We start from the raw sequence: 24630 nt of genomic DNA on the forward strand, positions 1-24630 counted from the left end.
CGTCTGAGAACAGACACATCGCCAACGTCAGATAGGCCGTCACATGGGGTGGGAGTTTCCCGCCCCTGCGCCGCTCACCGACGCCGCAGGCCGCCACCGCCTCGTCCACCGCGTCCCGCGGCACCGCCGTCACCAGCACACCCACCGACACCTGGTCCGGAGTCACCATCGAAGCCACGAACCGTGACCAAACCACCCAGCGGCACCGATGCCACGCCGCCACGCCGTACCACCCGCCAGCCACGAACAGCGAACATCAACTATTCAAGATCGACTTAAGCTTCACGGCATTGGGCCCTGGCCGATGGTGTTCCAGGCGCTTCGCGTCACGGGACAGATGGCCGTCAAGGCACTCCGTTGGCTGGGGCTGTGCCGCTACAGTTCATGTTCCGTGAGCGAGGCACTGGAGCTGAACCGGGCACGGTGGGACGAGTTGGCACGTCTGCACGGGCAGGACGACTACTACGACGTCGAAGGTTTCCTCGCCGGGCGGTGCGCGCTGTCCGCCCGGGAGCGGGACGAGATGACGGCGGCGGTCGGGTCGCTGTCCGATGTCGATCTGCTCCATGTGCAGTGTCACTTCGGGTTGGGCACCTTGTCCTGGGCTCGGCTCGGTGCCCGTGTGACAGGGCTGGACTTCTCGGGTGTCGCGGTGGAGCGTGCCCGCGCCCTGGCTACCGCGTCCGGTCTCGAAGCACGCTTCGTCCAGGCGGACGCGCAGCGACTTCCGGGTGATCTCGCCGCGTCGTTCGACGTGGTGTTCGCTTCCTATGGGGTGCTGCCCTGGATCGCGGACGTGGCGGCGTGGATGACCTCCGCGGCCACGGCCCTGCGCCCCGGTGGAGTCCTGGTGCTGATCGACGGGCATCCGCTGACGCAGATGATCGATACCGCGGAGCCGGTCCGGTTCGACTTTCCCTACCAGGGTGGAGCGGCACACTGGCTGCCCTCGACGACGTTCTACGCCGACAGCGCCACCCGCCTGCAGACCACGCACACCGTGCAGTACCCCCACGGCCTGGGCGAGATCGTGACCGCTGCCGTGGCAGCCGGTTTGCGGGTTACCTCACTCGCCGAGTACCTCGACGCCGAGAGCCCCCAAGGACGCCAGAAGCTGATGGTGCGGGGTCAGGACGGCCGGTGGCGGCTGTTCCTCGCCGGACAGGAGATCCCTATCGAGTACGCTCTGCACGCCCCACTGCCGTGATCGCTGTCCCGGTTCCGCCGGGCCACCGCTGGCAACCGCAAGCAGGTTAGCTAGCGCCGCAGGTCGCGGATGCTAATTCTCGCTAGTGCCGTGGCCCGATACGTTCACCGACTTTTGTGATCATGCTGCGGTGGGCAGCCGAAGTCAAAGCTCTGGCGTGCGAGATGCCCGCCGCGAGCGGGGCTCCGCTGGCTCGCTGGATCTGTCCTGAGCTAGCCCGCCAGACGGCAACCAGCGGCATCACTCCCGCGCCGTCGGCGTCTACCGTGCGGCGCTGGCTCGCCGATGACGTCCTGAAACCCTGGCAGCACCGGTCGTGGATCTTCCCCCGCGACCCGCGGTTCGCCGTGAAGGCCGGGCGCGTGCTGGATCTCTACCAGCGGGAATGGGAAGGACAGCCCCTCGGCCCGGACGAGTACGTCCTCAGCGCCGACGAGAAACCCGGCGTTCAGGCCCGGATGCGCCTGCACCTGCCGCTCCCGCCCGGCCCCGGCCGGGCGATGCGGGCCGAGAGCGGATACCACCGGCACGGCACCCCGGCCTACCTGGCCACCTACGACGTCCACCACGTGAGGGTGATGGGCCGGTGCGAGCCGTCCACCGGGATAAAGCCGTTCACCGCGCTCGTGGACCAGGTCATGAGCGCTGAGCCGTACGCCTCAGCCAGGCGCGTTTTCTGGGTCGTGGACAACGGAGCCTCCCACCGCAACCGGGCCGCCGCCGCCGACCGCCCGCACAGCGCCTACCCCAACGCGCGGATGGTTCACCTGCCCGTCCACGCCTCCTGGCTCAACCAGGTCGAGGTCTACTTCTCCGTCATCCAGCGCACGCTCCTCACCCCCGACGACCTCGAGGGCCTGGACGAGCTCGCCGCCCAGATCCTCGCCTTCGAGAAGCACCACAACGCCGCGGCCAGGCCCTTCGACTGGAAGTTCACCCGCACCGACCTCAACCAGCTCCTGGCCCGCATCAGGAACCACGACCGGCACGCGCTACGCCCGCGGGCCGCATGAACCCCGACGAATCAACGGGCGCGACCACTAGGGGGGTGACGCATCACCGCCGTGACGGGCACGGCGCCGTTCACCGCGCGTCCGCGCGCGGTGAACGCGTCTCGCTGTCGGCAGTCGTCCAGCTGCTCAGCAGCCGCAGCGCCTCGGCGGTGGCCGAACCGGGCTCGGCGTTGTAGACGCACAGCGTCTGGTCCGGGTCACCGGGAGGCTGGAAGGATTCGTACGCGAAGTGCAGATCACCGACCACCGGGTGGTGGTAACGCTTCGTCCCGTGGGTACGGCGCAGCACCCGGTGGTCGTTCCACCAGATGGTGAATTCCGGCGAACGTAGGGTGAGCTCGCCCACCAGGTCGGCGAGCCGCCTGTCGTGTGGGTGGCGGCCGGCCTCGAGCCGCAGAATGGCGACCGTCTCCGCGGCGATCTGAGCCCAGTCTCCGACCCTGTCCCGGGCGTCCGGGTCGAGGAGGTAGTACCGGGCCAGGTTGCGCCGCGGGGCGGGCAGGGCGTCGAAATCGGTCAGGACCGCGCGGGCCAGACCGTTGGCGGCCAGCACGTCGGTGCGCCGGCCCAGAACGAACGCGGGGACGTGCTCCAACGTCCGCAGCATCAGGTGGAGACCCGGACGGACCCGTTGCGGACCGGTCGGCGCACGGCGGGCTGACGGCGGCCGCGCCAGCAGATCGGTGAGATGCTCGCGCTCCGCCGGATCGAACTGCAACGCGCGGGCCAGCGCGTCGACGACCTGCGGGGACGGACCTACCGCCCGGCCCTGCTCGAGACGGGTGTAGTACTCGGTACTCACACCGGCGAGGCGTGCCACTTCGTCCCGGCGCAGGCCCGGAACCCGTCGGGGACGGCCGTCCAGTGCCAGCCCGGCCCGCTCGGGGGTCAGCCGGGCGCGACGGGAACGCAGGAAGTCCGCGATCTCGCTACCACGGTCCACGCACCCAGTGTCTGCCAGCTCGACCGGCGGCGGACCCCTGCCAGGTGGCCCTGTCCGTACCTGCCTTCCCGGTACCTGCCCGGTCAGGGCCCACTCAGAGCCTGCGATCAGAGGCGCGTGGTGGTGCGCTGGAGACGTGGCCGGACACGACCCTGAACCGTCCCCGGCCACGTCGCCCCATCTCGCCACAATCGGAAGGTGCGCAGCATGACAGCGACGACGAACATCACCACCAAGCCGCTGACCGGCCGGGTCGCGGTCGTCACCGGGGCCTCCAGCGGAATCGGCGAGGCCTGCGCCGAGCACCTGGCCCAGCTCGGCGCGCGGGTCGCCGTCCTGGCCCGCCGGGCCGACCGGCTCGACGAGCTGGTCGCCAGGATCGGGAAGAACGGCGGTACCGCCGTCGCGATCGCTGTCGACGTGACCGACGCCGCCGCGGCTCACGCCGCCGCCGGCCGGGTGGCGGCCGAGCTGGGCGGCGCCGACCTGCTGTTCAACAACGCGGGCGTCATGCTTCCCGCCCCGATCGAGGAACTGGCCGTCGACCAGTGGCAGCACCAGATCGACCTCAACATCACCGGGTTGATGAACGTGATCGGCGCGTTCATCCCGCAGCTGGTCACCGCCGCCGGTGAGAGCGGCGTCGCCGATCTGATCAACACCTCGTCGATCGCGGCGCAGAACATCTTCCCGAACTTCGCCGTCTACGCCGCTACCAAGGCCTATGTGACCCACCTGTCCCGTCACCTGCGGGTCGAGCTGGGCGCCAAGCACGTGCGGGTGTCGGCCATCGAGCCGGGCATCGTCGCCACCGAGCTGCAGAGCCACGTCACCGACGAGGGCGCGCTCCAGTGGCTGGCGGGCTCCAGGGAGACGACGGAGTGGCTCACCGCCCAGGACCTCGCCGAGACGGTCGGTTTCATCGCCGCCCTGCCGCCGCGCGCCAACATCCAGCAGCTCACGATCATGCCGACCGGGCAGCCCAGCTGACCGACCGGTCAACCCGGCTGACCCACGTCGGGCCCGACCCTCTGATCGGTTCGTCGGTCTCCCCCGATTCGGTTCGTCGGTCTCCTCCGATCCTCGCTCCCGCCGCCCGTGGTGCCCGCGATCGGGCAGACTTGGGAGGTGGCCGACGATGATCCGTACCGCTGGCTTGAGGACGTCGCCGGGGAAGCCGCTCTCGCCTGGGTGCGGGAGCGCAACGCCGAGACGTTCGCCGAGCTCACCCAGTCCCCCGGGTTCACCGAGATGCGCGCGGACATCCGCGAGGTGCTCGACTCGGATGACCGGATTCCGTACCCGGTCACGCGGGACGAGTACCTCTACAACTTCTGGCGGGACGCGACTCATCCGCGTGGCCTGTGGCGGCGCACCTCGCTGGCCTCGTACCGCGACGCCGTCCCGGAGTGGGAGGTCGTGCTCGACGTCGACGCGCTCGCCGACCGCGAGGGGGAGAACTGGGTGTGGCACGGCGCCGACGTGCTGCACCCCGGGTACCGGCTGGCTCTGGTCGAGCTGTCCCGCGGCGGGGCGGACGCCTCCGTCGTCCGGGAGTTCGACCTGGTCACCAGGACCTTCGTCGAGGACGGCTTCTTCCTGCCCGAGGCCAAGAGCACGATCGGCTGGATCGACGCGGACCGGGTCTACGTCGGCACCGACTTCGGCGAAGGTTCGCTGACCTCCTCCGGCTACCCCCGGCTGGTCAGAGAATGGCGGCGCGGCACTCCGCTCGGCGACGCCGTCACCGTCTTCGAAGGCGAGCCGGACGACGTCTCGGTCGGCGCGTACCACGACTCGACCGAGGGTTTCGAGCGTGACTTCGTCCGCCGCAGCGTCGACTTCTACCGCACTGACACGTTCCTGCGTGCTCCGACCGGGCTGGTGCGCATCGACGTCCCGGAAGACGCGCACGCCTCGGTGCACCGGGAGTGGCTGCTCATCACGACCCGGTCGGAGTGGGTCGTCGGCGACGACGTCCATCCGGCGGGCGCCCTGCTCGCCGCCGACTTCGACGCGTTCCTCGCCGGGCGGCGAGAACTCGAGATCCTCTTCGCCCCGGACGAGCACACCTCGCTCTCCTACCACGCGTGGACCCGTAACCATCTGGTTCTAGCCACGCTGCGGGACGTGAAGAGCCAGTTCACCGTGCTCACGCCGACCGCCGCGGGCAGCTGGGTGTCGGCGCCGCTGGCCGGCCTCCCGGACGCCGGTTCCGCCGACGTTCTCGACACCAACCCCGACGTCGACGACGAGTACTACGTCAATGCCAGCGGCTACACCCAGCCGGCGACCCTGTACCGCGGTGACGTCGGCGCGGAGCCCGAGATCCTCAAACAGGCGCCGGCGTTCTTCCCGGCCGACGGCCTGACCGTCAGCCAGTACTTCGCCGGGTCCGAGGACGGCACCCGCGTCCCCTATTTTGTCGTCGGTACCGGAAAACCCGGGCCCACGCTGCTCTACGGGTACGGCGGCTTCGAGGTCTCACTCACCCCCGGCTACAGCGGTACTGTGGGGCGCGCCTGGCTGGCGCGCGGCGGCACCTATGTCGTCGCCAACATCCGCGGCGGCGGCGAATACGGGCCGGACTGGCACCAGGCGGCTCTCCGCGAGAACCGGCTGCGCGCCTACGAGGATTTCGCCGCCGTGGCCGGCGATCTGGTCGACCGTGGGATCACCACGCCGGCCCAGCTCGGCATCGAGGGCGGTTCCAACGGCGGGCTGCTCATGGGCGTCATGCTGACCCGCTATCCGGAGCTGTTCGGAGCCGTCGTCTGCTCGGTGCCGCTGCTCGACATGCGCCGCTACCACCAGCTGCTGGCCGGAGCCTCGTGGGTGGCCGAGTACGGCGATCCCGACGATCCGGCCGACTGGGCGTTCATCAGGGAATACTCGCCGTACCAGAACGTCCGTCCTGGCCGTCGTTACCCGCCGACGTTCATCACCACGTCGACCCGCGACGACCGGGTCCACCCCGGGCACGCCCGCAAAATGGTCGCGCGGCTTCGCGAGCTCGGCTACGACGTCCGCTACTACGAGAACATCGAAGGCGGTCACGGCGGGGCCGCCGACAACGAACAGCTGGCCCACAAGTCGGCTCTGACCTACGAGTTCCTCTGGCGCACCCTCGGCACCGGTGCGCTGTCGGACGGAGACCGCCCTGCCGCCGGGGCCGATCGGGCCGACTGACGGGGCCTTCCGCCGCCTCTCCGCACCCGGCAGGATCCTCACGGTGCTCGGGGACAGCGGCTGGTCGGCCTCGGGCCTGTTCAGCGGCGAGGTCGACGCCGTCCTCGCCGACCCGACCGGATGGGTCGAGCACAGCGGCGTCACCTGGGCGCCCGTGGGGCCGAGGACCTGACAGCCGGCGCCAGACCCGAGTATCTGTTTGCCACATCAGCAAACAGATTTGGTGGCTGGCCACGTCCTGGGCGAGAGTGGCCCAATGATCGACGACATCGCGACAGGATCACCCGTGCCCGACACCCGCTCCGCTCTCGACGGGTACGTCGGAGATCCGGCAGTGCAGGCGGAGTGGGACACGCGGTACTCCGAACGAGAGCAGCTGTGGAGCGGCCGGCCCAACGGCGCGCTCGTGGCCGAGGTCGCCGCGCTCACGCCCGGGCGGGTGCTCGACGTCGGCTGCGGCGAGGGCGCGGACGCGGTCTGGCTCGCGCGCGGCGGCTGGGACGTGACCGCGCTCGAGGTCTCCGGCCTGGCACTGGAGCGGGCGGCCGGGCATGCGCGGGACGCCGGCGTCGCCGTCCGATGGGTCCACGCCGAACTGACCGAGGCCGTGCTCCCGCCCGCGTCCTTCGACCTGGTCTCCGCGCAGTACCCGGCCCTGCTGCGCACCCCCGACGCCGCGGCCGAACGAGCGCTGCTCGCCGCCGTCACCCCCGGCGGCCTGCTCCTGCTCGTGCACCACGCGGGAATGGACACCCATCCGGTACACGACAGCGGATTCGACCCGGCCGACTACGTCTGGCCCGCGATGGTCTCCGCACTGCTCGACGACGACTGGGAGGTGGAGCTCAACGAGCAACGGCCGCGCGTCGCACCCGACAGCGGAGCCGGCGCGCACCCCGTCGACGACCTGGTGCTCCGCGCACGCCGGCTACGTTGAGATCCTCCTGCTCGTTTGGAAAAACCCGGAGTCGACCTAAAGAGGAACTAGGAAATTTCAGCACAAACTACAATTGGCTTCTTCGCAGCTTACCGTGATCTCGAACCTTTTCGCCTCTTCGTCGCGAGGAGGATGCTCCGCCATTTCGGACACCGCAGATGCGAGGACGCTCGCGCGCCGGGATGCTGAGGGGCACGGCCCGGTTGGCAGCCAGCCGAACGGGCGGGAACTCGCGGTCGGAGGAGATTTATGCCCGGGAGCCGACGCGCGCCCGGCGATCGGCGCATATCTCGACCATCCGGCGAATCCATCGGCTCCGCCGCGGACCGGCCGCGGCGATGGTCCGGGCATCTGACGGAAAAGACCCGGCCGATCCGGGCACGGTTCCGGAACACCGCGGCGGAGGATCTGACATCCAGACTGCGGCAGGGTGATCTGATCAACAGTTCGATGAGTCTCGCCGCACTCATTCTGATGATGTTCTTCCCCTTTATTATCGCGTTGGCCGCGTTGTCGCCGCTACGCCCCGGAGGCGCGGCAGAAATAATCATCAGGCGGATGGGCCTGAACCAGGATGCCGCGGAGGCCGTCGAACGGCTGTTCGCGCCACAGGACGGGACGGTCCACAACGGCTGGACGGTGGTGGGTGCGCTCTGGTTGATCCTCGGCGGCCTCACCCTGGCCGCGACGGTGCAGTCCGTGTACGTCCAGGTTTTCCGGGTCCAGCCGCTCGGGCTTCGGGGCATCCCGGCCCAGGTAATCTGGCTCTGCGCGCTCATTGTCTTTCTCGCCGGTGCCACCGGCGCCGGGGCGCTGCTCACCAGCACCGCTACCGGCCAGATCTGCTACGGCCTGCTCAGTACCACGGGTCTGTTGTTCCTTCTCTGGATCGGCATCAGGGTCCTCACCCTCGGACGGCTCGGGTGGCGCGAGGCCTGGCCGGCCGCCGCGTTCACGACGGTCGGGCTGACCGGTCTTGGCGTGGTGAGCAGATTTACCTTCTCCGCGTCCATCGTCACGAACGAGCGGAACTACGGGAGCATCGGCGTCGTTTTCACGATCCTTTCCTGGCTGATCGGTTTTGGCGTTGTTCTCACCGGAGGGGCGATCGTCGGAATGTGGTACAATGAGACACGCAGGGCAGCCGCTCACACCAGAGCGGAAAGGCGAGCGGACAAAGGCGTCAGCGACACGGCCGGAGGCGGAGACCCTGACGTCACCAGGCGTCGGCCCGGGCGTGAACGATGACACCACGGACCCCCGGGACAGCCGGGATCCAGGGCCCCGGAGCCGGGCCGGAGACCGCTTCGGCCAGCCTGGCCGTTCTTCCCACCCTGGCGGCGGCGCAGTTTCTCATGACCCTGGACAGCTCGGTGATGAACGTGTCGATCGCCACCGTGGCCTCGGACATCGGCACCACGGTGACCGGAATCCAGACCGCCATCACCTTCTACACCCTGGTGATGGCGGCGTTCATGATTACGGGCGGCAGGCTGGGGCAGCTCTTCGGGCATCGGCGGGTGTTCACCATCGGCTGCGTCGTCTACGGCTGTGGGTCGCTGACGACAGCCGTCTCCGGGAATCTCGCCGCCCTCATGTTCGGCTGGTCGTTCCTCGAAGGGGTCGGTGCGGCGCTGATCATGCCCGCGGTTGTCGCACTGGTCGCGTCGAACTTCGCGGCGGCGCAGCGACCGCGCGCCTACGGGCTGGTCGCCGCCGCCGGCGCGATCGCGGTCGCGGCGGGCCCGCTCGTCGGCGGCCTGTTCACCACCTATCTGTCCTGGCGCTGGGTCTTCGCGGGCGAGGTTCTCGTGGTGGGCGTCATCCTGTGGCTGACCCGCGGGATGGCGGACACTCCGCCGACCGCGGGGGGACGCCTCGACCTCGTGGGTACCGGGCTGTCCGCGACCGGCCTGGCGCTCATCGTGTACGGCGTCCTTCGTTCGGGGAGCTGGGGCCTGGTCCGCCCGGCACCCGGAGCACCCGCCTGGCTGGGGCTCTCACCCGTGATCTGGCTGGCCCTCGCGGGCGGAACCATCCTGCTGCTTTTTGTCCGGTGGCAGGACTACCGGCTGGCCCACGGCGCCGCCGCGCTGCTCGATCCGGCGCTGCTGCGGAGCCGGACGTTGCGGGCCGGGCTCACCTCGTTCTTCTTCCAGTATCTGCTCCAGGCGGGGCTTTTCTTCGTGGTCCCGCTGTATCTGTCGGTGGCGCTCGGGCTCTCGGCGGTCGCTACCGGCGTCCGCCTGCTGCCGCTGTCCGTCGCCCTGCTGGCAGCCGCCGTCGGCATCCCCAAGGTCTTCCCACATGCCTCACCGCGGCGCGTCATCCGCGGCGGTTTCCTCGCCTTGTTCGCCGGAATAGCAATCATGATTGCCGCTCTGGACGTCGGTGCCGGACCGGAGATCGTGACCTGGCCGATGCTTCTCGCCGGCCTCGGGGTGGGCTCGCTCGCGTCGCAGCTCGGCAGCGTCACCGTCTCCGCCGTCGCCGACGAGCACACCGGCGAGGTCGGTGGGGTGCAGAACACGGTGACGAACCTGGGTGCGTCGATCGGTACCGCGGCGGCTGGAGCGGTGCTGATCTCCGCGCTGACCTCGTCGTTCCTCACCGGCATACGGCACGACCCCGCCGTACCGGCCGAGCTGGGCGCACAGGCCGAGGTGCGGCTGAGCGAGGGCGTCCCCTTCCTGTCGGACCGGGATCTGAAGATCAGGCTCGACGAGGCCGGAGTACCGCCGGACGCCGCAAGGGCGATCACCGCCACCAACGCGGACGCCCGCATCGATGGTCTGCGGGCGGCCCTGTCGCTGCTCGCCGCGATCGCCCTGACCGCGCTCTTCCTCACCCGCCGGCTCCCGGCTCGGCAGTCCGCGCCGGTACCGGTGCCCGGCCCGGTCACCTGATCGCTCAGCGCCGCTGGCCAGAGACACATGCGCCGTTCCCGTGACCGTGCCCCGCCACGCCACGCCGGGGCGGGGCGGGGGGCCCGGGTCACGTCGGCGTGGCACGGGCACCGCCGGCCCGGGTCAGTGGTTACATGCGCGGAACGGTGACAGCCACCCGCGGCCGGATGGACGCGGTGAGGACTGCCGGTAAGTCCACCGAAACCAGGCCTCTGTTCCCAGCGCGCGGGGTTTTCCTCAAGGAGAGCGATGAGCCGCAGCGGCAACCAGCTCAATGTCGACCATGACGACCTGGAGGACATTCGGCTCGCGGTTGTTCTCAATGGCGGGATAAGCCTCGCGGTGTGGATGAGCGGGGTGGTCAACGAGATCAACGCGCTGACCCGGAGCCGTCCGGGTGACCAGGGCGCGGGTAAGGCGGAGCCGCGCTTCTCGGAGTCGGCGACGGTCTACGGCGGGCTTCTTGATCTCGTCCACGGACGGGCGCGGGCCGATGTGATCGCGGGGACGTCGGCCGGGGGCGTCAACGGGGCTTTCCTGGCGTACGCCCAGGCGTACGGGGCCGATCTACGGCCGCTCGGCGAGTTGTGGGCCGAGCTGGGCTCGTTCGACACGCTGCTGCGCGACCCTCGTGAACCGCGGCCGGTGTCCCTCCTGCGCGGTGATGACTACTTCCTGCCCGAGCTGGTCAGTGCCTTCGAGCGCATCGTGCCCGCGGGCGAACGGTCCCAGCGGTACGTGCCGCCGAGCGAGCGGCCGATCGACCTGATCATCAACACGACGCTGCTGCGCGGCCAGCCGAAACAGTATGTCGACGATTTCGGGACGGAGATCATCGAGTCCGCCCACGCCGGAGTTCTCCGCTTCACCCGGGCCGCCGACGCGTCACCCGGGCTTGACCCGTTCCGGGATCCGGGAATCACCCGCCGGCTGGCGCTGGCGAGCCGGAGCACCGCGTCGTTCCCGGTCGCCTTCGAACCGAGTTTCGTCCCGGTGGGGGAAGCGGGGAGGGATTCCCACCATCCGGACATGGGCGCCGGCGCGGGCCGGCCGGCGGTGGCGCGGTTCGACCGGAGCCGGTATGTCATGGACGGCGGAGTGCTGCTGAACCAGCCGGTGAAACCGGCGCTCGCCGCGATCTACGCCCAGCCGGCGGAGCGACAGGTACGACGGCTCCTGGTGCAGGTGAACCCCGACCCGAGCAGTCCCGCCCCGGCCGAGGTCGCCGGCCTCGGCGACGTCTACAGCCTCGGCAGCGATACCGACGACCGGCCGCCGACGCCGGCCGCGGTGCTGCGGACGCTGGCCACGTTGCCCTACGCGCAGTCGGTCGACGCCGAGCTCACCGAGATCCAGGCGACGAACGACCGGGTCCGCCGCTACCGCCCTGACCGCGCGAGGATCGTCCACCACCTCAACGAGAAGCTCGCCGAGAAGCTGATGGGCGGCTACCGGACCACACGCTCGTACCAGGAGGCCGACCGCATCGGTGCGCTGCTGGCGGCGGCCACCCCGCGGCCCCGGATCTGGTGGAGCCGTCCCGAGCTCGCGGCGGTGCTACGGGACGTCGGCACACACGCCGGCGGCGTCTCCTACATACCACCGGACGACCATCTGCCAGCCGCTGACGCCGACCCCGCACGCTGGGCCTGGGGAGTCGAGCCGGTCGAGCGCATCGGCGCCCTCTCGGTCGACGTCTTCAAGCGTGCCATGTGGCTCGCCGATCCGACCGACCCCGCCGAGGCGACTACCCGCCGACGGCTGCGCGGGCACCGCCGGCGCCTCCACGAGGCGCTGGCCGAGCTTCGTGAATGCGGCCGCGACGACGAGGTGTTCTGGCGGAGCTGGGCCACCCGGCCGCCGGCTGCCCCGGCGCGGGGCTCGGACGCGACGGAGCGCCAGGAGTGCCTTCGTTCCTGGGTACAGGCCGCGCTGTCACGCTGGCCGCTGCCGCCGAGGGCCAAGGAGGCCCCGGCCGCCTCCCTACCTGACCGACTGGGCGCCGTCGCGGAGCGGATCGCGCGCGTCCTGGCCGAGGCGGGCGGCGATCTGCGGCATGTCGCCGCGCGCGCCCGGCCGGGCGGTCCGCCGGGTGGTCCGCCGGCCGGCCCGCCCGGCGCGGCTGGCGACCCCGAGGCGGCGGACGAGGCCGAGTTGCTGCACAACCTGGTCGAGGCGTTGTTTCCCGACGGCGCGCAGCCGTCCCCGGCATCGTTGCTGCGCAGGCTGCTGGCGGTAGAGGTGTGCCAGATCGCGATCTCCGGCGCGCCGCCCGAGGTGGAGCAGGAGGTGCTGCTCCAGCAGATCAGCGGCTTCACCCCCAACTCGTTCGGCGGGCCCACCACCCCGGCCAAGATCGCCGGAACGGAACTGTTCTGGTTCGGCGGGTTCTCCAGCAGGTCCTGGCGGGTCAACGACTGGATCTGGGGCCGGCTGGACGGTGCCACGCGCATGGTCCAGGCCGTCCTCGACCCGGGCCGGCTGCGCCAGCTCGGCCTGTCGGCCAAGGACACTCACGACCAGCTGCGCCAGCTCGCCGTCGGGGGCAGCCATCAGACCCGGTTGGGCGAGCACTTTGACGCGCAGAGCGAGGCGATCCTCGCGGAGCTGTCCTTCCTCGACGATCCGGAGGCAAGAGCAGAACCCCTCGTGACGACTGCGCTCGCGGTCGCCCGGCGGCTGCACGCCGACATCCTCACCGAGGAGCTGCCCCGCCTCGCCGTCGCGATCGAGGAGGATCGGGAAGAAGGCGGCCTTCTCACCGCGGGGGCACGTTTCCTGCGGGTGTGGACGGCCACGCCCGACCCCGGCCTGGACGAGCTCTTCGCCATGTTCGCCGACGCCGAGATCGCCACGGAGTCATGCGCCGAGGCGGTCTCAGCGGGGCTCCTCTGGAGATCGGCTGCCGTCGCCACACGGTTTGCCGCGGGTCTGTTCGCCCCGGTCCCGCCGGCCCATACCCCGATGCCGCGGACACTGGGACTGGCCTTCGACGTCGTTCGGAAGGAGGCCGGTAGCGTGCTGATGCTGCCCGCCGCGGTGATGAGATGGGCCGGCCGGCAAACCACCGCGAGGATCCGGGAAAGTATCGGCGGATGACCCGGGAATGAGAGTCCCGCCCGTGTCGCCGACCGCCGAAGACCAGCTCCTGATTTCAGTGCCGGGATGTCGGCACCGAGACCGAACCTCGCGATTCCCGCCTCTGGTGCCCGGTACCCCCGGCCGACCTGCGGTGATCAGGGCTGCGGATATGGGCCGCTCGGGCCGCCGGGATCGGGAAGCCTGGGGTGAGGGCCCGAGGGCGGGGGCGGCTGCCACCCCTGCGGCGGTGGCCCCCCCGGCAGTTGCTGCGGCGTCCACTGGCCACCGGAGTCGGGGATCGGATGCTGCGCCGGAGGGCCGTACGGGCCCGGCTGCTGGTACCACGACGGATCGCCCGGTGGGCCCGGGATCGCGGGGGCGGCGGGTAGTACGCGATTCCGACGGCCTGCGAAGACGTGTCCCTGTTCCCGGAGCTCACCGCCAGGGCCAGAGACCCGACCCATCCGATGATTGTCCAGCCGAGAAAGAAATTGATCACGATGACCGACGCGACCTGCCGCTTGCGCACCATCGCAATGATGCTCGGCAGGAAATACGATGGGACACCAATAAGCAGATAAAACCAGATGACAGCCTTCACTAAATCCCCCGCTCCCCCGGAGCAACGACACAGCGCAGCCTGACCGGATAGTAGCACGATGACGACATCCCACTCCGATGCTGCAAGCGCGATATTACGGGCCGGCGACGCCCACGCCCGTTAGTTGCTTTGAAGCAGGCATCAGGCCGGGCCCGACATAGCCAGCACATCGGGAACGAGAGGGCCACGGGGCGCCGTCGCCACGGAGCCGCGTCCGTGGCACGCTGAACCGGTGAGATTTCCACTTCACCAATGGGTGCGGCGGGTGAACGCCCGTCGCCCCGTGCTGCTGGTTCCGCCGACGGTTCCCTGGCGAGGCCCCGTGGTCTTCCACTGCCCGGCGTGTCGGCACGCGGCGTCCGAAGCTCCTGGATGTCCGTCGTGCGGACACGGTGTCACGGTGTAAGGCAACCACCGGCACGGCCGGCGAGCGGCTGGCGGGCGCCTTGCGCCGCGGCCAGCCCTGGCGAGCCTGCCCTGGACGTCGCCGGCAGTGGCGGAGGCCGGCACACCGTCGACGCCCCAGGGCACCGAGCTGCACGGCGGCCCTGGGGCGTCATCGCGGGGGTCGGGGCTACTTCTCGATCCACAACTCCTCGGGCAGCAGGGAGCCGGCACCGTACTGCCTGAGGCCACCGACGTTCTTGGCCGCGACCACACCGGGGGCCGACCGCATGAGGAAGACGAACGGCGTCACCGCGGTGAGTCGTGCCTGTACCTTGTCGTAGGCCGCCTTACGCTCCGCCACCGAGGTCGCGGTCCGGCCGGCCAGCAGAGCCGCGTCCAGTTCCGGGTCCACGACACCGGTCATGTTCGCCGGCGAGTTCCCGGTGAGGTTCGCCAGCAGCCGCGGCTCGGGGTCCTGGAAAGCCACCGAGGACACGACGACGTCGAAGTCGTGGGTCGAGCGCAGCGCGGCGCCCTTCGCGAAGTCGATGACCGCAACCTCGACCTTGACGTTCTTGAAGCTGCTTAGCTGGGCCTGGACGTTCTCCGCGATCGCCCTGTTCTCGCTGGTCGGGAAGCTGGAGAAGGTGAACGACACCGGTTTGCCCTCGGCCGCCAGCTCATCGAAAAGCTTCTGTGCCTTCGCCCGGTCTACGGATCTCAGCGACGTCTTCGAGTAGAAGGGGGAGGATTTCGCGAACAGCGTGTCGGCGACGCTGCCCTTCCCGGCGTAGACGGCGAGGTTCAGCGCATCGATGTCCAGCGCAGCGGAAACGGCCTGCCGCGCCCGTATGTCGTTGAACGGGGCCCGACGCGAGTTCATCGCCAGGAAGTTGCCACCGCTGAGCGGCAGCAGGTTGGTGGGGAGACCAGCGCTCTCCGCCTTCCCGAGATTGACCCAGTTCGTTTCGATGGATACATCGGCGCCGCCGCTGCTCAGCGTGTTGTAACGCTGGTCGGACTCGAGCACCGTGCGTATCGTGAGCCCGTCGAGATAGGGCTTCGGCGTGTCCCAGTAGCGCGGGTTCTTCGTGAGTTTGATCTCGGCCTGACGAGTCCAGCTCTGCAGGGTGAAGGGGCCCGCGCCGATCGGCTCGCTGTCGAAGGACTGCGCGCCCTTCTGCAGGGCCGCCGGGGAGGCCACCCAGTTCAGGGACGTGCTGACGACCGCCTGCGCGAACGCCGCGATGGGCGTGGTCATTGTGACCTTCAGCGTGCGGTCGTCGACCGCTTCGGACGAGGCGACCATGGACGCTTCCGGCAGGCTCGGCGACGCGGTCGCCCGGTCCTTGACGCGGTCCCAGTTGAACTTCACAGCCGCGGCGTTCAGGGGCGTACCGTCGGAGAAGACCAAGTCAGGGCGTAGCTTCAGCTCAAAGGTGGCTCCGCCGTCGGTTGTGCTGAAGGACTCTGCCAGCGAGTAGCCGACTTTGCTGGTCTCGTCCGTGGTCAGCAACGTGCCGTACAGGGCGTTGCCCAGCACCGCCGTGATCGCCGCCTGGTTGGACAGCAACGCCGGGTCCAGGCTGTTCGGGTCACTGACCATGAGGATCCGCGCGATGCCACCCGAGACGGGTTTGCCGGAGGCATCGCTGGCCGGGCTGGCCGTGTCGGAATCACCGCCCCCGCAGGCTCCCAGAACAAGGGTAGCGACGCAGACCACGGCCGCGCCGAGTAATCGCTTCTTACGCGCCATCAGTGACCTCTCGTTATGTACGTGGCGAAATCAGGGAATCGATCGGTCAACGCCCTTCAGGGCACGCTGGGACGACGGATCGGCCGGCCAGAGAGGGTCCGGGCAGCCGCGGAGAAGGCAGTGCTTCGCGGGCGGGCGACCCGCCATCGCGACGCATTCCGTCAGGTTCGTCGAGCCGGAAAGTCAGGCCCTCCGTGCGCACGGAGGGCCATCGACCGATCTGTACGAGTTATTTAGCGGGACTTACTTCCGTGAACCGGGTGGGCCGTGGCTCATGCCGGTACTCGACCATGGTGACTTTGGAACACCATCGAGGGTGAGGCACTCGCCGGTAACCGCACCCGCATATCGGGAACCAACCCGCCCCGCCACGGCGCCCCCGGCTATACCAGAATCCACCTCGTCCTCCCCAGGGCGCCGGCTGAGTGTCGGTAGGATGCCACCAATATCTGTGTTTCGGCAATACCCGACGACGACGAAAACGGGCCGGTCTGACCACGGCGCCCTCCGGGCCACCCGGGCCGGAGCCCCCGCGGCGACCGGCGGCAGGGGCGCGAGCCGATCCTGCGCGGCCGAGCCGGACACCGCCCGACGGCGGTTGCACAGTACACAGATCTCCGAACAAATGGACATACCAGAATCAACGCGACACAACATGCGGCCTCGCGATCGCCACAGTGTTCTCGTAACTACCCTGGGCGCTCGACGGCTGATCGCGACACCCGCTAGCGTGCGAGGTCCGGGGAGGGGTAGAGCGGCGCCGGCTGTCGTCGGCGCTCCGGCCACGGAGGTAGTTCCGATGTCCCCCGCCCCAGGTTTCGTCGCGCCGGTTCGGCGTGCCCTGCTCGGCATGGCGGCGGCGACCGCCGCCGCCGTTCTCGCCACCGGCTGCCAACCGGCGGTCGGCGGTGGTCCGCCGGAGCCCGGCCCGGTCAGCACCGCGACCGCGGCGGCTACGCCCGGTCCGTCGTCCACGCCCATCTCGGGGCCCACGGCCGGCTCGGCGCCCTCGGTCACCCCAGTGCCCCCGATCAGCCCCGCTCCTTCCGCCCGACCGACGATCGGCGGCACCGCCGGGCCGGGTACCGGTGCCTCGACCGCGCCCACCGGTCCGTCGGCGCCGCCCGGCCGGCCTTCGGTGACAGGCGTGCCGGCGCCGGGCGCACCGGCAGGGCCGACAACCGTGCCGGTCACACCCGGCCGGATCCAGCCGGGTGTGGTCCGCACCGGTCCGGCGACGCACTACGGCGCGGACGGCGGCGGCAACTGCATGTTCGACCCGCTGACCGATCCCGCCATGCCGGTGGTGGCGATGAACGAGACCGACTACGAGACGGCCCGCGCCTGCGGCGCGTACATCGAGGTCACCGGACCCGGTGGCACCACGGTCGTGAAGGTCACCGACCGGTGCCCCGAGTGCGGCCCTGGTCATCTCGACCTGAGTCAGCAGGCCTTCGCCCGGATCGCCGGCGGCACACCCGGGCTGGTCGACGTCTCCTGGCGGCTGGTCAGCCCGGCCGACATCGGACCGGTCCAGTTCCGGATCAAGGAGGGGTCCTCGGCCTACTGGCTGGCCATCCAGGTCCGTAACCACCGCAATCCCGTCGTCGCGCTCGAGGTCCAGGTGAACGGGGCCTGGACGGCGCTGCCGCGGGAGATGTGGAACTACTTCGTGGCACCGCAGGGGCTCGGCCCGGGGCCGTTCACCGTGCGGGTCACCGACATCTACGGCGAGCGGCTGGTCGAGACCGTGAAGCTGGCGCCCGCCGCGGTGCAGACGACCGGCAGCCAGTTCGTCCGGCACTGATCAACCCACGACAGGACCGCTCGACCCACGGCGGGACCGCGGCGCGGCGCACTGGCGACGCCGCGCCGCGGCAGGCCGGCGTACGAGCGATCAGGCCGGCGACTGTCGGCCGGCGACTGTCGGCCAACGGGTGGCCGCCGCGTGGCCGGGGTCATGGTCCGCCACTGCCTTCCGGGGCCACGGGCACCGGGCGGGCCTGCCGTTGTGACCACCGGTAAAGGCGAATCCTGGTTAGAACGGCCCACCACCGACCCGACATCGCTGAACAGATACGACTAGTTCACCGCCAGGGAAATTACTGAGCGTGCACCAGAAACTCCCCTGGGGATTTGTCGGGTACGAATCACCGACACCCGAAAATTTCCTGACATAAGACGACAGTAGGCAGTGAAAATTGGCGGGTCGCGGATCGCCAGCGGATCGCCTCTGTGACACCGAGTGATCGACGGGACAATTTCGAAGGACCATGAAGGACAATCACTCGGGACCAGATTCGACTGGTTCTGTGGAGTGCTTGCCATCGGGGTGACCGATGCGAAAGGCTTCCGCTGCGCGCCGCACCGCGGCGGAGACTGCACTGCGGGCTGACAACGGTCCCGGGCGCGCCGGGGTGACAAATCCGAGAACGATCACCAGATCTTTCATTGCACGCGCATCTTTACCACAAAAACCGATCGCGCCTCCGGGCGTGCCGCCGCAAGCCCACGCGTCCTTTCCGTGTTCCACCTGCACTTCGTCCTGCGTTCCGTCGGTAATTCGACCGGCAATTCTACTTTTATTTCTGTCCGTGGCGCCGGTCCGCGCCGGGATCCCGACCTCGACCGAGCGCCTGGGTCTCCGAACAGGACGACGACCGCGCACGTCGCGGTCCCGGGGGGATTCATCGTGGCTGAGGAGCTCCCCCGTGCGCGCGCCGGTACTGGAGTCCCGCCGTCATCCGAATGACCAGAGTCCCCTGAAAGACCAGAGATTAGGTGGCTGATATGACCACGCCCGCGCAGGCCGGCTCCGACGCCCAGGACGGCGCCCCCGTCGGCCAGCCGCTGTCGAGCCTCGGCACGGCCGCGGCCCGCAACCTCGCGACGACGACGAAGTCCGTCCCCCAGATGCAGGGGATCTCGTCGCGTTGGCTGTTGCGTGTCCTCCCCTGGGTGCAGGCCGCCGGCGGCGTGTACCGGGTCAACCGGCGGCTGAGCTACGTCCTCGGGGACGGCCTCATCACCGTCGTCAACACCGGCTCGGACGTACGGGTCGTCCCTGCGGAGCTCAGTGAGCTGCCGGTGCTGCGCGGCTTCGAGGGCGACGCGCTCGACGCGCTCGCCGGGCGGTTCACCCAGCGCGAGTTCGCCGCCGGGGAGACGCTGGTGACCGCCGGGGACGCCGCGGACGAGCTGTTCGTCATCGCCCACGGCAAGGTCGACAAGGTCGCACCGGGGCACTACGACGACCCGCGCTCGCTCGGGATCCTCGCCGACGGCGCCTACTTCGGCGAGGACGTGCTGGTCGAGGACGGCGCCACCTGGGAGTACACGGCGCGGGCGGTGACCGGCACGACGGTCCTGGTGCTGCCGCGCCAGCAGTTCACCGAGCTCCTCGACCGGTCGCCGGAGCTGCGCCAGCATGTGGACGACTACCTCTCCCGCCCGCACCCGCCGCGCAACCGGGCCGGCGAGGCGGAGGTCGCGATCTCCTCGGGGCACTCCGGCGAGCCCACCCTGCCCGGGACGTTCGTCGACTACGAGCTGGCGCCCCGCGAGTACGAGCTCAGCGTCGCCCAGACGGTGCTGCGGGTGCACACCCGGGTCGCCGACCTCTACAACGAGCCGATGAACCAGGTCGAGCAGCAGTTGCGGCTCACCGTCGAGGCGCTGCGGGAGCGGCAGGAGAACGAGCTGGTCAACAACCGGGACTTCGGCCTGTTGAACAACGCCGACTTCCGCCAGCGCCTCCACACCCGTGACGGCGCCCCCACCCCGGACGACCTGGACGAGCTGCTGAGCCGCCGGCGCAGCACGCACGTCCTGCTCGCCCACCCGCGGGCGATCGCCGCGTTCGGGCGGGAGTGCACCCGCCGCGGGATCTACCCGGCCACCGCGTTGTTCCACGACCAGCACGTGCCGGCCTGGCGCGGGGTTCCGCTGCTGCCCGTGAACAAGATCCCGGTCAGTGCCGCCGGGACGACGTCGATCATCGCCCTGCGGACCGGCGAGGAGAACCAGGGTGTGATCGGCCTGCACCACGTCGGGCTGCCCGACGAGCTGGAGCCCGGCCTGTCCGTGCGGTTCATGGGTATCAGCGAGCAGGCGATCATCTCCTACCTGGTCACCACCTATTTCTCCGCGGCCGTCCTCGTGCCGGACGCGCTCGGTGTCCTCGAGAACGTCGAGATCGGGCGCCAGTAAGCGGGCGCCAGCAAGCGGCCTCGTAATCGGCGTCGTTCCCCCGGGAAACCGGCAATCTCTGGCAGAGGAAGGTTCTGACCGGCGCATGCAGCCTTTCACGCTCCCGGAGTTCTACCTGCCCTATCCACCCCGGCTGAATCCGAACCTGGAGCACGCCCGCGGGCACAGCCGGGCATGGGCCGGCGAGATGGAGATGATCGACGCGCCCCAGGACGGCGTGGCGATCTGGAGTGGGCAGGACTTCGACTCCCACGACTACGCGCTGCTGTGCGCGTACACCCATCCGGACGCGGACGAGGCACGGCTGGATCTCATCACGGACTGGTACGTCTGGGTCTTCTACTTCGACGACCATTTCCTCGAGGTCTACAAGCGCGGCCGGGACGTCGCCGGCGCCCGCCGCTACCTCGACCGGCTGCGCCTGTTCATGCCGGTGGAGGGCGCCGTCACCGCGGAGCCGGGCAACCCGGTCGAGCGTGGCCTCGCCGACCTGTGGTCCCGTACCGTCCCGGACCGCACGCCGGCCTGGCGGCGGCGGTTCGCGACGAGCACCCGGCACCTGCTGGACGAGTCCCTGTGGGAACTGGCCAACATCGACGAGAACCGGCTGGCCAACCCGGTCGAGTACATCGAGATGCGGCGCAAGGTCGGCGGCGCGCCCTGGTCGGCGAACCTGGTCGAACACGCCGCGGACGCCGAGGTGCCCGACGCGATCGCCGCGACCCGGCCGTTGCAGGTGCTGCGGGACACCTTCTCCGACGCCGTCCACCTGCGTAACGACCTGTTCTCCTACCAGCGGGAGGTACAGGAGGAGGGCGAGCTCAGCAACGGCGTCCTGGTGCTGGAGCGGTTCCTGGACTGCCCGACCCAGCAGGCGGCCGACGCCGTGAACGACCTGCTGACCTCGCGGCTGCACCAGTTCGAGCACACCGCGCTCACCGAGCTGCCACCGGTGCTCGACGAGCACGGCGTCACCCCGACCGCCCGGCGGGACGTCCTGGCCTACGTCAAGGGGCTGCAGGACTGGCAGGCCGGTGGCCATGAGTGGCACACCCGGTCCAGCCGCTACATGAACGCGGAGTCCGGGCCGGCCGGGCCCGTTCCCGGCGGCCTTCCCCGGGATGTCACCGGGCTCGGCACGTCGGCGATGCGGATCGCGGCGTCACTGCTGGCCACCGCGCCCGCCCGGGCGCGCGCTTTCACCCACGTCCCGTACCGGGTCGTGGGGCCGGTGAAGCTCCCCGCCTTCTACATGCCGTTCGCGACCCGTGAGAGCCGCCATCTGGCGGCGGCCCGTGACAACATCGTCGACTGGTCGGCGGCGGTCGGGCTGCTCGATCCGGTACCCGGTATCTGGGACGAGCACAAGCTCCGGGCGGCCGACTTCGCGCTGTGCTCCGCGGCCATCCACCCGGACGCGAGCGCCGCGGAACTGGACCTGACGACAGGCTGGCTCACCTGGGGGACCTACGCCGACGACTTCTACCCGGTCGTGTACGGCCGGACCCGCGACCTGGCCGGCGCGCGGGCCTGCACCGAGCGGCTCAAGGAGCTCATGCCGGTGGAGCCCGGCCCGCCGCCCGGCCCGGTCGGCGGGCTGGAACGCGCCCTCGCCGACCTGTGGCCGCGCACCACCCGGGACATGACGCCCGACTCCCGGCGCGCGTTCCGCCGGACGGTCTGCACCATGCTCGACAGCTGGTTGTGGGAGCTGGCGAACCAGGCGCAGAACCGGATTCCCGACCCGGTGGACTACATCGAGATGCGCCGCCGCACCTTCGGCTCCGACCTGACGATGAGTCTGTCCCGGCTCGGGCACGGGCGGTCCGTTCCGCCGGAGATCTACGGCACCCGGCCGATCAGGGCGCTGGAGAGCTCGGCCGCGGATTACGCCTGCCTGCTCAACGACATCTACTCCTACCAGAAGGAGATCCAGTTCGAGGGAGAGATCCACAACTGCGTTCTCGTCTTCCAGAGATTTCTCGACTGCGGCGCCGAGCGGGCCGTCGGCATCGTGAACGATCTGATGACCGCCCGGCTGCGCCAGTTCGAGCACGTCGTCGACGTCGAGCTGCCCGCCCTCTTCGACACCTACGAGCTGACGGCCGAGTCTCGGGACGTCCTGCGCGGATACGTGGAGGAGCTGAAGAACTGGCTCGCCGGGGTGCTGCGCTGGCACCGGGGAACGCGGCGTTACGACGAGGCGGAGCTGCGGCACCACCCGGCGGCCGGGGTGCGGCCCTTCGGGGGCCCGACGGGGCTCGGCACGTCGGCGGCCGACATCCGCCGGCTGATGCCGGGAAAGGAGCCGGTCGCCCCGGCGGGGACGCCGAGCGGCTCCGGATCCTGATCGACCGGGTGGTGTACCTCCCGAGGCGTAGGCGCCGCGACCTGAGCGGTACGCGGCCACCGGCGAAGATCGGTCGCACGGCGGTCGGCGGCGCCCCCGAAGATCCCTAGCGTTCTGGGACGTCAGCCGGCAGTCGGCCGGACGTCGACCACAGACGCGGGGTACACCATGATCGAGGCGCGTGGGCTCACCAAGCGCTACGGGGAGAAGGTCGTCGTCGACGACCTCTCCTTCACCGTCAGGCCGGGGGTGGTGACGGGCTTCCTCGGGCCGAACGGTGCCGGCAAGTCGACCACCATGCGGATGATCCTGGGGCTGGAGCGGCCGACCGGCGGCACCGCGCTCGTCGACGGCCGGCCCTACCGGGAGCTGGCCGCGCCGATGCGCCACGTCGGCGCGCTGCTGGAGGCGCGGGCGATCCACACCGGCCGCAGCGCCGCCAACCACCTCCTCGCCCTGGCCCGGACGCACGGTGTCGCCCGGCGGCGGGTCGACGAGGTGATCGAGCTGGTGGGCCTGCGTGAGGTCGCCCGCAAACGCGCCGGTGGCTTCTCCCTCGGGATGGGCCAGCGGCTCGGCATCGCCTCCGCGCTGCTCGGCGACCCGTCGACGCTGATCCTCGACGAGCCGGTGAACGGGCTGGACCCGGAGGGCATCCGCTGGATCCGCGACCTGCTGCGCGGGTTCGCCGCGCAGGGCCGCGCCGTGCTCGTCTCCTCGCATCTGATGAGTGAGATGGCGCTGACCGCCACCGAGCTGATCGTGATCGGGCGGGGCCGGCTGATCCAGGAGACGTCGGTCGCCGACTTCGTCCGCGCCGCGTCCGGCAACCGGGTGCACGTCTGTTCGCCGCAGGCCACGGCGCTCACCGAGCTGCTGGTCCGGGAGGGCGCGGCGGTCACCGCGACGCCCGACCCGACAGCCGGGACGATCGAGGTCACGGGTCTGCCCAGCGCGCGGATCGGCGAGCTGGCCCGCGTCGGCGGGATCGCCCTGCACGAACTGACTCCCCGTCTCGTCTCCCTCGAGGAGGCGTTCATGGACATCACCCGCGACGCCGTCGAGTTCACGAACGCGGCGCCGGCCGGCATCGGAGGGAACCGATGAACAGCCAGCTCACAGGTCGCGGGGCTCATCGAGCGATCACGGTCCCGGCTGACGGCGGCGGCACGACGGGCGCCACGGGCGCGACCGGCTCGGCAGACGCGACCGGCTCGGCGAACACCGCGAGCCCGGCCGGTGACGTCGTGTTCCTCGGCGTGATCCGATCCGAGTGGACCAAGTTCCGGTCGTTGCGGTCCACCGGGTGGACCCTGGCCCTCGGGGGCGTCGCGATGGTCGGCCTCGCGGTACTGATGTGCGCGACCGCCGCCGCCGACTGGGACGGCGGCGACCCGGAGCTCGCCGGCTTCGACGCGGCCGTCCACGGCCTGGGCGGCGCGCTGTTGGCCCAGATCGCGATCGGTGTTCTCGGCGTGCTGGTCATCACGGGCGAGTACACGACCGGGATGATCCGCGCGACGCTCACCCTGGTCCCCCGGCGGCTGCCGGTGCTCTGGGCCAAGGCCATCGTGTTCGCCGGTGTCGCGTTCGCCTTCGCGCTGGTCACGAGCCTCGTCTCGTTCACCGTCGGCCAGGCGATCCTCGCCGGCGAGGATCTCGACATCTCGATCGGCTCACCGGGCGCGATGCGCGCGATCCTCGGCTGCGCGTTCTTCCTGACCGAGGTGGGACTGCTCGGCCTCGCCATCGGCACCCTGCTGCGCAGCACCGCCGGTGCCGTGTCGGCGCTGCTCGCCGTCCTGCTCGGGCTGCCGATCCTGATGAACCTGCTGCCCCCGGGCATGCAGTCGGTCGGCCGGTACCTGCCCGCCTCGATCGGTGAGGTCCTCATCTCCACCCGGGACGGCGACAACGTGTTCTCCCCCGGCCCCGCCGCCGTGATGATGACCGTCTACCTGGTGGTGGCCCTGACCGCGGCCGCCGTCGTCCTGGCCCGCCGGGACGTCTGAACACAGGCCACCACGGCCGGCGGCGACCGGCCGCGAGGA

The 24630-nt window shown here is 70.2% G+C and carries 18 protein-coding genes; 14 read left to right on the forward strand and 4 right to left on the reverse strand.

The window, feature by feature from the left end; translation table 11 throughout:
• A partial coding sequence (locus B056_RS40500) for a transposase domain-containing protein (protein WP_195905872.1) occupies window positions 1-169 on the reverse strand: 169 nt, incomplete at its 3' end.
• 222 nt (window positions 170-391) lie between these two features.
• Here B056_RS40500 and B056_RS0109095 point away from each other — a divergent pair.
• Window positions 392-1207, forward strand: coding sequence for a class I SAM-dependent methyltransferase (locus B056_RS0109095; RefSeq protein WP_035750976.1), 816 nt, complete (start codon window positions 392-394; stop codon window positions 1205-1207).
• A 164-nt stretch (window positions 1208-1371) separates the two neighbouring features.
• Window positions 1372-2220 (forward strand): transposase, encoded by an 849-nt coding sequence (locus B056_RS35925; protein WP_230202913.1) that lies wholly within the window; start codon window positions 1372-1374, stop codon window positions 2218-2220.
• 70 nt (window positions 2221-2290) lie between these two features.
• Here B056_RS35925 and B056_RS0109105 read toward each other — a convergent pair whose 3' ends face one another.
• Window positions 2291-3163 carry a helix-turn-helix transcriptional regulator gene (locus B056_RS0109105; protein WP_018501557.1) on the reverse strand — a complete coding sequence of 291 codons (873 nt, stop codon included), beginning with the start codon at window positions 3161-3163 and terminating at the stop codon, window positions 2291-2293.
• 207 nt (window positions 3164-3370) lie between these two features.
• On the opposite strand from B056_RS0109105, the gene B056_RS0109110 reads away from it, so the two are divergent.
• The 7 genes from B056_RS0109110 (at window position 3371) to B056_RS0109140 (ending at window position 13294) form a co-directional block, all read left to right on the forward strand.
• Window positions 3371-4153 carry an SDR family oxidoreductase gene (locus B056_RS0109110; protein WP_018501558.1) on the forward strand — a complete coding sequence of 261 codons (783 nt, stop codon included), beginning with the start codon at window positions 3371-3373 and terminating at the stop codon, window positions 4151-4153.
• 138 nt (window positions 4154-4291) lie between these two features.
• Entirely contained in the window at window positions 4292-6352 is a 2061-nt protein-coding gene (locus B056_RS35930) for a prolyl oligopeptidase family serine peptidase (protein WP_018501559.1), read from the forward strand.
• A 43-nt stretch (window positions 6353-6395) separates the two neighbouring features.
• On the forward strand, window positions 6396-6524 hold the full coding sequence (locus B056_RS45345) for a hypothetical protein (protein ID WP_268258364.1): 129 nt from the start codon (window positions 6396-6398) through the stop codon (window positions 6522-6524).
• Window positions 6525-6608: 84 nt separating this feature from the next.
• Window positions 6609-7289 (forward strand): class I SAM-dependent methyltransferase, encoded by a 681-nt coding sequence (locus B056_RS0109125; RefSeq protein ID WP_018501561.1) that lies wholly within the window; start codon window positions 6609-6611, stop codon window positions 7287-7289.
• A 438-nt stretch (window positions 7290-7727) separates the two neighbouring features.
• The gene (locus B056_RS0109130) at window positions 7728-8537 is read left to right on the forward strand and encodes a ribonuclease BN (RefSeq protein WP_407672335.1); all 810 of its coding nucleotides are present in this window, start codon (window positions 7728-7730) and stop codon (window positions 8535-8537) included.
• Window positions 8534-10195, forward strand: a complete 1662-nt coding sequence (locus B056_RS0109135; protein ID WP_018501563.1) for an MFS transporter — start codon at window positions 8534-8536, stop codon at window positions 10193-10195. The genes B056_RS0109130 and B056_RS0109135 overlap by 4 nt, the downstream gene beginning before the upstream one ends.
• 249 nt (window positions 10196-10444) lie before the next feature.
• Window positions 10445-13294, forward strand: a complete 2850-nt coding sequence (locus tag B056_RS0109140; RefSeq protein WP_018501564.1) for a patatin-like protein — start codon at window positions 10445-10447, stop codon at window positions 13292-13294.
• A gap of 55 nt (window positions 13295-13349) precedes the next feature.
• On the opposite strand, the gene B056_RS45995 is transcribed toward B056_RS0109140, so the two are convergent.
• Both B056_RS45995 and B056_RS0109150 read right to left on the reverse strand, forming a co-directional pair.
• The gene (locus B056_RS45995) at window positions 13350-13934 is read right to left on the reverse strand and encodes a superinfection immunity protein (RefSeq protein WP_407672333.1); all 585 of its coding nucleotides are present in this window, start codon (window positions 13932-13934) and stop codon (window positions 13350-13352) included.
• Window positions 13935-14451: 517 nt separating this feature from the next.
• Window positions 14452-16020, reverse strand: a complete 1569-nt coding sequence (locus B056_RS0109150) for an ABC transporter substrate-binding protein (RefSeq protein ID WP_035750956.1) — start codon at window positions 16018-16020, stop codon at window positions 14452-14454.
• Between the two features lie 799 nt (window positions 16021-16819).
• On the opposite strand from B056_RS0109150, the gene B056_RS0109155 reads away from it, so the two are divergent.
• The 5 genes from B056_RS0109155 (at window position 16820) to B056_RS0109175 (ending at window position 24591) form a co-directional block, all read left to right on the forward strand.
• Complete coding sequence (locus B056_RS0109155; RefSeq protein ID WP_018501567.1) at window positions 16820-17827, forward strand: expansin EXLX1 family cellulose-binding protein; 1008 nt, start codon at window positions 16820-16822, stop codon at window positions 17825-17827.
• Between the two features lie 983 nt (window positions 17828-18810).
• A complete protein-coding gene (locus B056_RS0109160) occupies window positions 18811-20229 on the forward strand; it encodes a family 2B encapsulin nanocompartment shell protein (protein ID WP_018501568.1) in 1419 nt (472 codons plus the stop codon).
• Between the two features lie 85 nt (window positions 20230-20314).
• On the forward strand, window positions 20315-22579 hold the full coding sequence (locus tag B056_RS0109165) for a family 2 encapsulin nanocompartment cargo protein terpene cyclase (protein ID WP_018501569.1): 2265 nt from the start codon (window positions 20315-20317) through the stop codon (window positions 22577-22579).
• A 168-nt stretch (window positions 22580-22747) separates the two neighbouring features.
• Entirely contained in the window at window positions 22748-23686 is a 939-nt protein-coding gene (locus B056_RS0109170; RefSeq protein WP_018501570.1) for an ABC transporter ATP-binding protein, read from the forward strand.
• Entirely contained in the window at window positions 23683-24591 is a 909-nt protein-coding gene (locus B056_RS0109175) for an ABC transporter permease (RefSeq protein ID WP_018501571.1), read from the forward strand. The genes B056_RS0109170 and B056_RS0109175 overlap by 4 nt, the downstream gene beginning before the upstream one ends.
• The last annotated feature ends 39 nt before the right edge of the window (window positions 24592-24630 follow it).

Source organism: Parafrankia discariae, assembly GCF_000373365.1.
Classification (GTDB): domain Bacteria; phylum Actinomycetota; class Actinomycetes; order Frankiales; family Frankiaceae; genus Parafrankia; species Parafrankia discariae.